General features: G+C 71.4%; 10 protein-coding genes. 9 read left to right on the top strand and 1 reads right to left on the bottom strand.

Translation table 11 applies throughout. The features are described 5' to 3' along the window. Positions 1-34 precede the first annotated feature (34 nt). The 9 genes from araB to AB0O15_RS31960 all read left to right on the top strand — a co-directional run bounded on the left by araB (position 35) and on the right by AB0O15_RS31960 (position 11,465). The gene (gene araB, locus AB0O15_RS32000) at positions 35-1,660 is read left to right on the top strand and encodes a ribulokinase (RefSeq protein ID WP_364326135.1); all 1,626 of its coding nucleotides are present in this window, start codon (positions 35-37) and stop codon (positions 1,658-1,660) included. Continuing rightward, on the top strand, positions 1,657-2,331 hold the full coding sequence (locus tag AB0O15_RS31995) for an L-ribulose-5-phosphate 4-epimerase (RefSeq protein WP_364326133.1): 675 nt from the start codon (positions 1,657-1,659) through the stop codon (positions 2,329-2,331). Before araB ends, AB0O15_RS31995 begins: the two co-directional genes overlap by 4 nt. Then, complete coding sequence (araA, locus tag AB0O15_RS31990) at positions 2,328-3,812, top strand: L-arabinose isomerase (protein WP_364326130.1); 1,485 nt, start codon at positions 2,328-2,330, stop codon at positions 3,810-3,812. Before AB0O15_RS31995 ends, araA begins: the two co-directional genes overlap by 4 nt. Positions 3,813-3,829: 17 nt before the next feature. Continuing rightward, positions 3,830-4,960 (top strand): multiple monosaccharide ABC transporter substrate-binding protein, encoded by a 1,131-nt coding sequence (chvE, locus tag AB0O15_RS31985; protein WP_364326127.1) that lies wholly within the window; start codon positions 3,830-3,832, stop codon positions 4,958-4,960. An 11-nt stretch (positions 4,961-4,971) separates the two neighbouring features. Continuing rightward, positions 4,972-6,483, top strand: a complete 1,512-nt coding sequence (mmsA, locus tag AB0O15_RS31980) for a multiple monosaccharide ABC transporter ATP-binding protein (RefSeq protein ID WP_364326189.1) — start codon at positions 4,972-4,974, stop codon at positions 6,481-6,483. Beyond that, on the top strand, positions 6,480-7,730 hold the full coding sequence (gene mmsB / locus AB0O15_RS31975; protein ID WP_364326125.1) for a multiple monosaccharide ABC transporter permease: 1,251 nt from the start codon (positions 6,480-6,482) through the stop codon (positions 7,728-7,730). Before mmsA ends, mmsB begins: the two co-directional genes overlap by 4 nt. Positions 7,731-7,856: 126 nt before the next feature. Beyond that, positions 7,857-8,864, top strand: a complete 1,008-nt coding sequence (locus AB0O15_RS31970) for a hypothetical protein (protein WP_364326122.1) — start codon at positions 7,857-7,859, stop codon at positions 8,862-8,864. After that, positions 8,861-9,862 (top strand): hypothetical protein, encoded by a 1,002-nt coding sequence (locus AB0O15_RS31965; RefSeq protein WP_364326119.1) that lies wholly within the window; start codon positions 8,861-8,863, stop codon positions 9,860-9,862. Before AB0O15_RS31970 ends, AB0O15_RS31965 begins: the two co-directional genes overlap by 4 nt. After that, positions 9,855-11,465 (top strand): hypothetical protein, encoded by a 1,611-nt coding sequence (locus AB0O15_RS31960; RefSeq protein WP_364326117.1) that lies wholly within the window; start codon positions 9,855-9,857, stop codon positions 11,463-11,465. The genes AB0O15_RS31965 and AB0O15_RS31960 overlap by 8 nt, the downstream gene beginning before the upstream one ends. 37 nt (positions 11,466-11,502) lie before the next feature. Here the strand turns inward: AB0O15_RS31960 and AB0O15_RS31955 are convergent, their stop codons facing one another. Then, a complete protein-coding gene (locus tag AB0O15_RS31955) occupies positions 11,503-12,738 on the bottom strand; it encodes a DUF1501 domain-containing protein (protein ID WP_364326114.1) in 1,236 nt (411 codons plus the stop codon). Positions 12,739-12,775 lie beyond the last annotated feature (37 nt).

Genomic DNA, 12,775 nt, shown 5'->3' with positions numbered 1-12,775 from the left:
CACGATGGATTGTTAGCGTTCACACTTTCGCTTCATGACCCAGCACACACCGCCGGCGTACGTCGTGGGAATCGACTTCGGAACGCTCTCCGGTCGTGCCGTCGTCGTCCGGGTCTCCGACGGCGCCGAGCTCGGCTCGGCCGTGCACGACTACCCACACGCGGTGCTCACCGAGACGCTGCCCGACGGCACGCCGCTCGGCCACGACTGGGCGCTGCAGGTGCCGGCCGACTACATCGAGGTGCTGCGCAACGCCGTCCCCGCGGCCCTGCGCGCGGCCCAGGTCGACCCGGCCCAGGTGATCGGGGTGGGCACCGACTTCACCGCCTGCACCATGGTGCCGACCACGGCCGACGGCACCCCGCTCAACGAGCTCGACCGCTTCGCCAGCTCGCCGCACGCGTACATCAAGCTCTGGAAGCACCACGCCGCCCAGCCGCAGGCCGACCGGATCAACGCCCTCGCCGCGAAGCGTGGCGAGTCCTGGCTGCCGCGCTACGGCGGGCTGATCTCCTCGGAGTGGGAGTTCGCCAAGGCGCTGCAGGTCCTCGAGGAGGACCCGGAGGTGTACGCGGCCACCGAGCGCTGGGTCGAGGCGGCCGACTGGATCATCTGGCAGCTCACCGGCGACTACGTCCGCAACGCCTGCACGGCCGGCTACAAGGGCATCCGGCAGGACGGCGCGTACCCGTCGCGGGAGTTCCTGACCGAGCTCAACCCCGACTTCGCCGACTTCGTCGACACGAAGCTGGACCAACCGATCGGGCAGCTCGGCGAGGCGGCCGGCCGGCTCGGCGCCCGCGCGGCCGAGTGGACCGGCCTGCCCGAGGGCATCGCGGTCGCCGTCGGCAACGTGGACGCGCACGTCACCTCGGCCGCCGCCCAGGCGCTCGACCCGGGCCAGATGGTCGCCGTGATGGGCACCTCGACCTGTCACATGGTCAACCACGACGAGGTCAAGGTCGTGCCGGGCATGTGCGGGGTGGTGGACGGCGGGATCGTGGCCGGCCTGTTCGGCTACGAGGCCGGCCAGAGCGGGGTGGGCGACATCTTCGCCCACGTGGTGCCGCCCGGCTACACCCACGAGCAGCTCACCGACCTGGCCCGGGGCCAGAAGCCGGGCGAGCACGGCCTGCTGGTGCTGGACTGGCACGGCGGCAACCGCTCGGTGCTGGTCAACGCCGAGCTGTCCGGCCTGGTGGTCGGCGAGACGCTCGCGACGAAGCCGGAGGACGTCTACCGCGCGGTGATCGAGGCGACCGCCTTCGGCACCCGGGTCATCGTGGAGACCTTCCAGCAGGCCGGCGTCGAGGTGCGCGAGTTCGTGGCGGCCGGTGGGCTGATCAAGAACCCGCTGGTCATGCAGATCTACGCGGACGTGCTGAAGTTGCCGCTGTCGGTGATCGGGTCGGACCAGGGCCCGGCGCTGGGCTCGGCGATCCATGGCGCCGCGGCCGCCGGCGCGTACCCCGACGTGCGTGCCGCGGCCGCGGCCATGGGCCGCAAGCAGGACGCGGTCTGGTCGCCCGATCCGGCGGCGGGTGCGGTCTACGACGAGCTGTACGCCGAGTACGTGCGCCTGCACGACTACTTCGGCCGTGGCGAGAACAACGTGATGCGCAAGCTTCGCGCCATCCAGCGCAAGGTCGTGACCTCATGACGGTTGCCGAGAGCATCCTCGAGCTCCGGCGGCAGGTGGCCGCCCTGCACGCCGAGCTGGTGCGCAATCAACTCGTGGCGTGGACCGCGGGCAACGTGTCGGCCCGGGTGCCCGGGGCCGACCTGCTGGTGATCAAGCCGTCCGGTGTCTCCTACGACGACATCACGCCGGCGAACATGGTCGTCACCGACCTCGACGGCAAGCTGGTCGAGGGCGATCTGGCGCCGTCCTCGGACACCGCCGCCCACGCGTACGTCTACCAGCACATGCCCGAGGTCGGGGGAGTGGTGCACACCCACTCCACCTACGCGACCGCCTGGGCCGCCCGCGGCGAGCCCATCCCGTGCGTGCTCACGATGATCGCCGACGAGTTCGGCGGCGAGATCCCGGTCGGGCCGTTCGCGCTGATCGGTGACGACTCGATCGGCCGCGGCATCGTCGACACCCTCCGCGCCTACCGGTCCCGGGCGGTGCTGATGCGGAACCACGGTCCGTTCACCGTGGGCAAGGACGCGAAGTCGGCGGTGAAGTCGGCGGTGCTCTGCGAGGACGTCGCCCGGACCGTGCACATCGCCCGCCAGCTCGGCGAGCCGGTGCCGATCGCGCGGCAGCACATCGACTCGCTCTACGACCGCTACCAGAACGTCTACGGACAGGAGCCGCGAGCGTGACACCCCAGATCTGGTTCCTCACCGGCAGCCAGGGCCTCTACGGTCCGGAGACCCTCGACCAGGTGGCCGACCAGTCGCAGCAGATCCAGCGGATGCTCACCGGCAACGGGCTGATCGCCGAGCTGGTCGGCCGGCCGGTGCTCACCGGCAGCGCGGCCATCCGGGACGTCATGCTGGCCGCCAACGCCGACCCGAACTGCGTCGGCGTGATCGCCTGGATGCACACGTTCTCGCCGGCCAAGATGTGGATCACCGGGCTGGACGCGCTCCGCAAGCCCCTGCTCCACCTGCACACCCAGCTCAACGAGTCGTTGCCCTGGGAGTCCATCGACATGGACTTCATGAACCTCAACCAGGCCGCGCACGGCGACCGGGAGTTCGGGTTCATCCAGGCCCGGCTGGGCGTGCCGCGCAAGACGGTGGCCGGGCACGCCAGCGACCCGGGCGTGGTCGAACGGATCAACCGGTGGGCGCGGGCGGCGACCGGCGTGCAACATCTGCGGACCCTGCGGCTGGCGCGCTTCGGCGACAACATGCGCGACGTGGCCGTCACCGAGGGCGACAAGGTCGAGGCCGAGCTGAAGTTCGGCGTCTCGGTCAACACGTACGGCGTGAACGATCTGGTCGAGCGGGTGGATTCGGCCGGCGACGACGAGGTGGACAAGCTGGTCACCGAGTACGCCGACGCGTACGAGCTGGCGCCCGAACTGGCCCGCGGCGGCGAGCGGCACGATTCGCTGCGGTACGCCGCGCGCATCGAGGCCGGCCTTCGCCGCTTCCTCACCGAGGGCGGCTTCGGCGCCTTCACCACCAACTTCGAGGACCTGGGCGGGCTGCGTCAGCTGCCGGGCCTGGCGGTGCAGCGGTTGATGGCCGACGGGTACGGCTTCGGCGGCGAGGGCGACTGGAAGACCTCGGTGCTGCTGGCCACGATCAAGGCGATGGCCCCGGGCGGCCGGACCTCGTTCATGGAGGACTACACGTACCACTTCGGGCCGGGTGAGCCGAAGATCCTCGGCGCCCACATGCTCGAGGTGTGCCCGACGATCGCGGCCGGCACCCCGCGGGTCGAGATCCACCCGCTGGGCATCGGCGGCCGCGAGGACCCGGTCCGCCTGGTCTTCGACGCCGCGCCCGGCCCGGCCGTGGTGATCGGCATGTCCGACATGGGCGAGCGGTTCCGCCTGGTGGCCAACGAGGTGGACGTGGTGCCGCCGGACGAGCCGCTGCCCCGGCTGCCGGTCGCCCGGGCGGTGTGGAAGCCGCGCCCGTCGCTGTCGACCTCGGCCGAGAGCTGGCTGACGGCCGGCGGCCCGCACCACACGGTGATGACCGCGGCCGTCGGGGCCGAGACCCTTCGCGACTTCGCCACCATGCTCAATACTGAGCTCCTGATCATCGACTCATCGACAAATGTTGATGACTTTGCGGACCGGATCCGCTGGAATCAGGCGTACTACCGCCTGGCCCGGCCCCTGTGAAAAATAGAGGAGAATTCATGCGTTTCACCCGTCTGGCGGCGGTGGCCTCGGCCACCGTCCTCACCGCGGCGCTGGCCGCCTGCGGTTCCAGCGAGAAGACCGTCGACCAGCAGGCGTCCGGCGGCGCGAACAACGCCGGCGCGCTGATCGGTGTCACCATGCCGACGCGGTCCTCGGAGCGCTGGATCGGCGACGGCGACAACCTGAAGAAGCAGCTCGAGGCGCTGGGTTACAAGGTCGACCTGCAGTACGCCGAGGACGACATCCCGACCCAGGTGAACCAGCTCGACAACCAGATCACCAAGGGCGCCAAGCTGCTGATCATCGCGTCGATCGACGGCACCGCGATCACCACCCAGCTGCAGAGCGCCAAGGACAACAAGATCCCGGTCATCGCCTACGACCGGCTGATCCGCAACTCGCCGAACGTCGACTACTACGCGACCTTCGACAACTTCAAGGTCGGCGTGCAGCAGGCGACCTCGCTGCTGACCGGTCTCAAGCTGGTCAACGCCGACGGTTCGCCGGGCACCGCCAAGGGCCCGTTCAACGTCGAGCTGTTCGCCGGCTCGCCGGACGACAACAACGCCACGTTCTTCTTCAACGGCGCGATGTCGGTGCTGAAGCCGTACCTCGACAAGGGCACGCTGAAGGTGCCGAGCACGCAGACCGAGTTCAAGAAGGTCGCGATCCTGCGGTGGCAGCCCAAGACCGCTCAGGACCGGATGGAGAACCTGCTGACCTCGACGTACCGCTCGGGTCTGAAGGTGGACGGCGTGCTGTCGCCGTACGACGGCCTCTCGATCGGTATTCTCTCGGCCCTGAAGAGCAACGGATACGGCACCACGGGCCAGCCCTACCCGGTTGTCACCGGACAGGACGCCGAGCTCGCCTCGGTGAAGTCGATCATCAAGGGTGAGCAGTACTCCACCATCTACAAGGACACCCGCGAGCTGGCCAAGACCACCGTGGGCATGGCCGACGCCGTGCTCAAGGGCCAGAAGCCGACCACGAACAACGACAAGGACTACGACAACGGCGTCAAGGTCGTGCCGTCGATGCTGCTCGAGTCGGTCATCGTGGACAAGACCAACTACACGAAGGCCCTGGTCGACACCGGCTACTACAAGGACTCGGATCTGAAGTGACCATCCTGTCGATGCGGGGCATCACCAAGACCTTCCCGGGTGTGAAGGCCTTGCAGGACGTCACGCTGGACGTGGAACGCGGCGAGATCCACGCGATCTGTGGTGAGAACGGCGCGGGCAAGTCCACGCTGATGAAGGTGCTGTCCGGCGTCTACCCGCACGGCTCGTACGACGGAGAGATCCTCTTCGACGGCGAGCCGTGCCGGTTCGCCGGCATCCGGGACAGTGAGCACCGGGGCATCGTCATCATCCACCAGGAGCTGGCGCTGGCCCCGAACCTGTCGATCGCCGAGAACATCTTCCTCGGCAACGAGCAGGCGACTCGCGGCATGATCGACTGGAACCGCACCAACCAGGCGGCGCAGCAGTTGCTGCGCCGCGTGGGCCTGGCCGAGAGCGCCGTCATCCCGGTGGTCGATCTGGGCGTCGGCAAGCAGCAGCTCGTGGAGATCGCCAAGGCGCTCTCCAAGGAGGTCAAGCTGCTGATCCTCGACGAACCCACCGCGGCGCTCAACGACGAGGACTCCGAGCACCTGCTCGACCTGATCCGCGGCCTGCGTGACGAGGGGATCACCTGCGTGATCATCTCGCACAAGCTGAACGAGGTGATGGCCATCGCCGACCGGGTCACCATCCTGCGCGACGGCAAGACGATCACCACGATGAGCATGGCCGCCGACGAGGTGACCGAGGAGAAGATCATCGCCGGGATGGTGGGCCGCGACCTCGACCACCGGTTCCCGCCGCGGGAGCCGCACGTCGGCGACGAGATCCTGCGGATCGAGGACTGGACCGTGCACAGCCCGACGCAGCACGGCCGGGTCCTGGTCGACAACGCCAACCTGACGCTGCGCCGGGGCGAGATCGTCGGCCTGGCCGGGCTGATGGGCGCCGGCCGCACCGAGCTCGCGATGAGCGTGTTCGGGCGGGCGTACGGCATCGGGATCTCGGGGCGGGTCTTCAAGGACGGGCGGGAGATCCACCTGCGGTCGGTGCGGGACGCGATCAGGAACGGCATCGCGTACGCGACGGAGGACCGCAAGCGCTACGGCCTGAACCTGATCGAGGACATCAAGCGCAACGTCTCCGCCGCCGGTCTGCGGAAGCTCGCGCGCCGGGGCTGGGTGGACGACAACGAGGAGTTCAAGGTCGCCGAGGAGTACCGCCGGTCGATGAACATCAAGGCGCCCAGCGTCTCGAGCATCACCGGCAAGCTCTCCGGCGGCAACCAGCAGAAGGTCGTCCTGTCCAAGTGGATCTTCACGAACCCGGACGTCCTGATCCTGGACGAGCCCACCCGAGGCATCGACGTCGGCGCCAAGTACGAGATCTACACGATCATCAATCGGCTCGCCGAGGAGGGCAAGGCGGTGCTGCTCATCTCCAGTGAGCTGCCCGAGCTGCTCGGCCTCTGCGACCGCATCTACACATTGTCGGCCGGCCGGATCACCGGTGAGGTGCCCCGGTCGGACGCCACCCAGGAGGGCCTGATGACGCTCATGACCGCAGGGCAGGCGCAATGACCAGCGTCGCGCCCAGCAATGCCGACCTTGCGGTCGATCCGGTACCGGCCGGCGCCGGGCCGGAGGGACCCCGGCGCTTCCAGTTGAACCTGCGCCAGAGCGGCATCTACTTCGCCTTCGCGGCGATCGTGGTGCTGTTCACCATCCTCACCGGTGGCGACCTGCTGGCGCCGCAGAACATCAGCAACATCGTGGTGCAGAACTCGTACATCCTGATCCTGGCGATCGGGATGATCCTGGTCATCATCGCCGGGCACATCGACCTGTCGGTGGGCTCGATCGTGGCCGCCAGCGGCGCGTTCGCCGCGGTGATGATGGTCAACCAGGGCTGGCCGTGGCCGCTGGCCGTGCTGGTCACCCTGCTGATCGGCGGTCTGATCGGCGCCTGGCAGGGTTACTGGGTCGCCTACTTCGGCATCCCGGCGTTCATCGTGACGCTGGCCGGCATGCTGCTGTTCCGGGCGGTCACGCTGACCGTGCTCGGCAACCGCGGCATCGGCCCGTTCCCGGACGAGGTGCGCACCCTGGCCAACGGCTTCACCGAGGGCTATCTGGGCAACATCGGCCTGGGCGCGCTCGGCGGGGCCGACCTGTTCAGCCTGCTGGTCGGGGTGGCCGCGGTGGCGGTGTTCGCGTTCAGCCAGTGGCGGACCCGGATCGCCCGCCTGCGCTACGAGCAAGCGGTCGACCCGATCCCGCTGTTCGTCCTGAAGATCGCGCTGGCCGCGCTGGTGGTCATGTACGTGGTCCTCCAGCTCGCCCGGTTCAAGAACCTGCCCTGGGTGCTGGTGCTGCTCGCCGCGCTGGTGATCGGCTACTCGGTGCTCACCAACCGGGCGGTGTTCGGCCGGCAGATCTACGCCGTGGGTGGCAACCTGCAGGCCGCCACGCTGTCCGGCGTGAAGGTCAAGTCGGTGATCTTCTGGATCTTCGTGAACATGGGCGTGCTGTCGGCCCTGGCCGGCATCATCTTCGCCGGGCGGCTCAACCAGGCCAACCCGACCGCGGGTGACCAGTTCGAGCTGGACGCCATCGCGGCCGCGTTCATCGGCGGCGCCGCGGTGCAGGGCGGGGTCGGCAAGGTGGTCGGCGCGATCACCGGTGGCCTGATCATGGGCGTGATCAACAACGGCATGGGCCTGATCGGCGCGCAGACCGAGTCGGTCATGCTGGTCAAGGGCGCGGTCCTGCTGGCCGCGGTCGCCTTCGACGTGTGGGCCAAGCGGCGGGCCGGCGCGTCGCGCTGACCCGCGGTACGGGAGGAGGGCACTGCGGTCCCTCCTCCCGTCGTAGTGACCTGAATCCGACTCTTCACCGTCCCGTTCGGTACCTTCCTCCACCATGGACCCGCGGCGGGTCTCGGGGAGGGCGGTATGAGGGATTGGCGGCGGCCGACCGCGATCATCGCCGGCGTGGTGCTCGCCGGCGTCCTGGCCGGTGTGGCCGTGGTGGCGGTGACCGGGCCGGACGAGGCGGCCACCCCCGCGGTCGCGCCCGCCCGTAGCCCTGAGGTGGCGCCGGCCGGCGACCCGCTGCCGCCGGCCGACCCCTCCGCGCAACCGATCCCCGACCGGCCCGCCGCCGAGCGGCCGGCCGTGCCCTCGCCCCGCCGCTCCCGGTCGCCCGAGCGGCTGCGCGACCACAACAAGCCCCCGGCCCTCCCGGATGGGCCAGGGCCGCCCGCGGACCGTCCGGTGGTGGTCGAGAGGCCCGAGGACATGGCGCCGGAACCGCGGCCGGACGGCGTACCCGAGCAGGTGAACTTCTTCTTCGGGGGCGGGCCGGAGTGCTTCGACCGGATCCCGCCGCCGCCCCCGGCCATCACGCTGTCGGACGACGCCGTGATCCCCAGCCGCTTCCAGCTGTGCTTCATGGGGTTCGACAAGGAACGGCCGGTGCGGATCACCCTGACGCCACCCGGCGGCCGGACGATCACCCGCACCCTGCCCGCCACCAGGAGCGAGGAGCAGGGGCACAGGTACGAGTGGCCGCGGCTGCCCTCGCACCGGGCCGGCGCCCACCGGATCACCGCCCGCCAGGGGAACACCGTGGTCACCAAGACGGTCAACGTGCTCCGGCCGGCCCGGCCCCGGCTCTGGATCGACCGCCCGCCCGCCTTCCGGGCCAGCACCGACGTGCACATGTACTACGCCGGCTTCCCGCCGGACAGCATGGTCGCCTTCAACCTCTACGCCGGCGAGGGCTACCGGGCGACCTTCCGGGTCCCGGCCGACGCGTCCGGCGGCGGTCACGCCATCCTGCGTACCGGTGACGACCCGCCGGACGGGTGCTTCGGCGTGAGCCACCCCGCCCTGGGCGACTCGACCGGTGACGAGCCGCCGAACACCGAGAACGGATTCTGCACATCAGGGGCCGAGTGATCGCCGCCGCCACCCTGGCCGCCGCCGTGGCGACCGGGCTGGTGCTGGCCGCCCTCGACCGGCCGGCGCCGCCCACCGCGCGCCCGCCCGGCATCATCCACATCCCCGGGCCGTCGCCCGAGCCGCGGTCGCCCGGCCCGGCCTCGCCCGGCCCGATCTCGCCCGGCCCGACCTCGCCCGGCCCGATCTCGTCTGGCCCGGCCTCGCCGGGGTCCGTGGCGCCGGGAGCGGATCCGGCGACCGGGCCGGGACCGGCGCCGCGGCGCGCCCGGCCGCACGCCCAGGTGATCGCGCCGCCGCCGGCACGGACGCCGGGGAACCCGCCGGCCGACGACCCGGTGCTGATCGAGGGGGCCCTGAGGCATCCGGACGACCGCCCCGACGGTGTGCCGGAGCAGGTCGAGTTCTTCTTCGGCGGCGGCCCCGAGTGCTACGACCCCGAGGCCACGCGGCCGCGCATCGAGATGGCGAGCAAGCCGCTGATCCCGACCGAGTTCCTGCTCTGCTTCCTCGGCTTCCGGAGCGACCGGCCGCTCCAGGTCACCGTCACGCCGCCCGGCGGCCGGCCGGTGGCGGTCCCGCCGCAACCCGACCCGGCCAACTTCTTCGGGTGGCCGATCCTGCCGTCGTACCGGGCCGGTGGTTATCGCGTGACCGCCCGGCAGGGGGAGCGGCACGCCGAGGCCGTCTTCACCGTGACCCGGCCGACGACACCACGCCTCTGGCTCGATCGGGGGAGCGCGTTCCTCGACCACAGCGTCGATCTGCATCTGTATTTCGCCGGCTATCCGCCGAATGGCACAGTGGACTTCCATGTCTACCGCGAGGACCACTACTTCTCGACCTTCCGGGTCCGCGCCGACGCGCTCGGCGGTGGGCATGCCGTGTTCCGCACCGGCGGCGACCTGCCGAACGCCTGCTGGGGCATCACCAGCGCGGCCCTGCGCGACGGGCCCCATCTGAATGTCTTCTGCACGTCGGAGGCCGGACGTGACTGACACCGCGGCAGCGAGGCGGGGCCGGCGCCAGGCCGAGCTGGACGGGAGCATCCCGGCCAACCTGCGGGACTTCGCGCAGCGCCTGCGCGACTTGCGGGCCGAGTGCGGCAACCCGCCCTACCGGGTGCTCAGCGGCCTGGCGCACTGTGCCACCAGCACGCTCTCCGAGGCGGCCAGCGGACGCAAGGTGCCGTCGTGGGAGACGACCCGGGCGTACGTGATCGGGTGTCTGCGCTATGCCGGCCGGACCGACGAGCTCGACCGGGAGCTGCCGCGCTGGGAGGCCCGCTGGAACCGGGCCGGCCTCGTGGTCGAAGCACCGGCCCCGCCGCGCGTGGCGCCCGAGGCGCCCCCGCCACCGAGCCGGCGACGGGTGTTACCCGGCGTTCTGGCCGCCATCGTGCTGGTGGCGGCCGGCTTCCTGGTCGCGGCCGATCAGCGGTTGACGTCGGCGCCGATGAGCGGCGCGTTCAACGTCCTGGTGCTGACCGCGGCCGGTCCCGCGCCCGCCCTCGCGCTCGACCGCGACCTGCGGGCGTGGGCCGGCGACTCGGCCGCGATCCAGGTCCGGGCGCTGGCCGGCCCGCCCGGCGCCGACCTCGCGAGCGCCGCCGCCGAGCAGCACGCCGACGTGGTGCTGCGACCGGCCGTGCATCCCGCCGGCCGCCGGACGGTCACCACGGTCGAGATCTTCCTCGGCGACCGGGCGCTGGCCGAGACCCCCGAGTTCGGCGGGCGGCAGGACCTCACCCTGACCGAGCCCGCCGGGACGACCGGCGAGCTGTCCGCCGCGACCCGGCACTACCTGGGCGGGGTGGTCACCTTCGTCCGCGGGCTGGGCGCCTACGCCGACGACGACTACCAGATGGCCGAGGACCACTTCGTGCGGGCCGGCCAGGAACTGGAGCTCATCGGCGGCCAGGCCCAGGGGCCGGTGGTGCACCGGGCGGTGGTCGACCTGATGGCCGGCAACGCGGCCGGGCGCCGCAACCCGCAACGGGCGATCGCCTACTTCGAGCGTGCGCTGGCCGCGCAGCCGGGTTACGGCCGGGCGCTGATCGGGCTGGCCGAGGCCCACCGGGCCGGGGTGTCCTGCAAGCCCGGCGCCGATCTGTCCGCCCTGGACCCGGCCGAGCAGAGCTACCGGGCCTACCTGAACGGGTCGCCGGAGAGCGTGCTGCTGAGCATGCGGGCCCGCCTCGGGCTCGGCCTGAGCGCCATCTGCCGCGGGCAGAGCGGCGCCGGCGGGCGTGCCTACGCGGCCGCCGACCGGGAGTTCCGCGAGGTCCTCCTGCTGTACGGGATCAGCGGCAGCTCCGGGCACGCCCGCTGGCTGGCCGCCGAGGCCACCGCCGGGCTGGGCCTGGACGCGATCCTGGCCCGCGGCGACGACGAGGCGGCGGCCGTGCACTACGAGGAGGCGACCGCCCGGATGGACTCGATCGGCGCGCCGCTGCCCGTCTACCTGGCCCGCGAGCTGGTCTTCCTGCGGGTGCTGCGCGGCTGTTACGACCGGCTGGACCGGCCCGGCCAGGTTCTCGAGACCAGCGACCGGATGCTGCGGATCGACCGGCGGTTCACCGAGATGACCGCCGGTCGATGACGCGGCCGGACGAGGCCGAGCGGGAGCGGCCCGCGGCTCAGGAACGGGCGGCGGCCAGCCCGAACGACGACGGCGTGATGGTCGGGAAAACGTCGTCGAGCGCGCCGAAGCCACATCGCTTCTGCAGGATCTCGCCGATCACCGAGCGGTAGTCGGTGGTGGCCGCGAGGTCGCCGTCGGCCAGGGCGCCGGGCGCCAGCGTCGGCCACCTGGTGTAGACCTTCCCGCCCCGGATCCCGCCGCCGAGCAGCATCATCGCGTTGCCGTGGCCGTGGTCGACGCCCTTCGAGCCGTTCTCGCCGACCCGGCGGCCGAACTCGCTGATCGTCACCACGGTCACCTTGGCCATGCCGTCGGGACCGAGATCGGCGGCGAAGGCGGCCAGGGCCAGCGACGTGTCGTACAGGTTGTCGTACATCCGCTGGCCCTTGACCGCGGCGCCGAGCGCCTCGTGCATGTCCCAGTCGCCGGAGTCGACCGCGGCGGCGGCCAGCCCGACGTTGGACCTGATCAGCCGGGCCAGGTCGCGCAGGGCCTCGCCGAGCGGGGTGGCCGGGTAGATCGCGTTGTTGGCCGGCGCGTACTTCTCGGCCCGCAGCGGCACACTCGCGGTCAGCGCCCGGTCGGCGGCCAGGGCCGGGGCGGCCAGCGCGGCCGGCGCGTCGGCGTACATCCGGCGCAGCGCGGCCGCCATCGGGCGCTTGCTGCTCTCACCGGCCAGCTTGAAGTCGTCGATCGAGGCCATCGACACGTCGCCGGTCGGCCCGCCGAAGATCCGCGACGGCATCGCGTTGCCCATCGCCACCCCGGCCAGCGGCGCGGTGCTCCCGGTCAGCCCGAGCATCCGGTCCAGCCAGCCGGTCCGCAGCGACGTGCCGGCCGCGGCCCGTTCCATCTCCTCCATCGCGGCGAAGTGTGACCGGGTCGGGCTGGGCTGGCCGACCGCCTGCACCGCGGCGAACCGGCCGTCGTTCCACAGCGGCAGCAGCGGGGCCAGCGCCGGGTGCAGCCCGAACGTGCCGTCGCCGGCGATCACCGCGCTCTTCGGCAGGGCGATGCTGGGCCGGGCCTTGTAGTAGTCGGTGTCGCCGATCGGGGCGATGGCCGACAGCCCGTCGAAGCCGCCGCGCAGCGACAGCACCACCAGCGTGTCGCCGGTGTAGCCCTCGCCGGCGTAGGCCAGCCGGGTGGAGAGGCCCTCACCGGCCAGGCCGGCCAGCACGGCGCCGCCGCCCACGGCCAGGGTGCGGCCGAGAACGCCTCGGCGCGACATACCGGACATCTCGTCACAAGAAGCAGCGTTCACAGAG

The sequence above is a fragment of the Actinoplanes sp. NPDC089786 genome (assembly GCF_040684855.1).
Taxonomy (GTDB): Bacteria; Actinomycetota; Actinomycetes; order Mycobacteriales; family Micromonosporaceae; genus Actinoplanes.
The sequence above is the reverse complement of the archived record's forward strand: the minus strand, read 5'-3'. Positions and strand labels throughout refer to the sequence as shown.

Coding starts and splice junctions, on each gene's coding strand:
- AB0O15_RS31955 (WP_364326114.1), bottom strand. CDS start 12,738: ATGTCGCGCCGAGGCGTTCTCGGCCGCACCCTGGCCGTGGGCGGCGGC.
- mmsB (WP_364326125.1), top strand. CDS start 6,480: ATGACCAGCGTCGCGCCCAGCAATGCCGACCTTGCGGTCGATCCGGTA.
- AB0O15_RS31970 (WP_364326122.1), top strand. CDS start 7,857: ATGAGGGATTGGCGGCGGCCGACCGCGATCATCGCCGGCGTGGTGCTC.
- mmsA (WP_364326189.1), top strand. CDS start 4,972: ATGCGGGGCATCACCAAGACCTTCCCGGGTGTGAAGGCCTTGCAGGAC.
- araB (WP_364326135.1), top strand. CDS start 35: ATGACCCAGCACACACCGCCGGCGTACGTCGTGGGAATCGACTTCGGA.
- AB0O15_RS31995 (WP_364326133.1), top strand. CDS start 1,657: ATGACGGTTGCCGAGAGCATCCTCGAGCTCCGGCGGCAGGTGGCCGCC.
- chvE (WP_364326127.1), top strand. CDS start 3,830: ATGCGTTTCACCCGTCTGGCGGCGGTGGCCTCGGCCACCGTCCTCACC.